Annotated in this window: 1 protein-coding gene; it reads left to right on the top strand. The window is 71.4% G+C overall.

The window, feature by feature from the left end:
* On the top strand, positions 1–241 hold a 241-nt coding region (locus IF54_RS40315), incomplete at both ends, for an acyl carrier protein (RefSeq protein WP_037821292.1).

Raw genomic sequence — 241 nt, 5'->3', positions numbered from 1 at the left:
GGGCGGTGACTCGATCCGTGCGGTGCGGCTGGTGGGTGCGCTGCGGGCGGCCGGCTATGACGTGTCGATACCGGATGTCTTCCGGCTGAAGACGGTCGCCGTGCTGGCGGGGCTGGTGGCCGGTCAGGGGTCCGGCGAGTCCCTGATCGCGGCGGTCGAGCCGTTCGCGCTGATCGGCGAGGAGGACCGGGCTGCTCTTCCGGCGGGTGTGGTGGATGCGTATCCGCTGTCGCTGGTGCAG

Origin of the sequence: Streptomyces sp. NRRL B-3229, assembly GCF_000719505.1 — a bacterium.
Lineage (GTDB): Bacteria > Actinomycetota > Actinomycetes > Streptomycetales > Streptomycetaceae > Streptomyces > Streptomyces griseorubiginosus.
The sequence above is the reverse complement of the archived record's forward strand: the minus strand, read 5'-3'. Positions and strand labels throughout refer to the sequence as shown.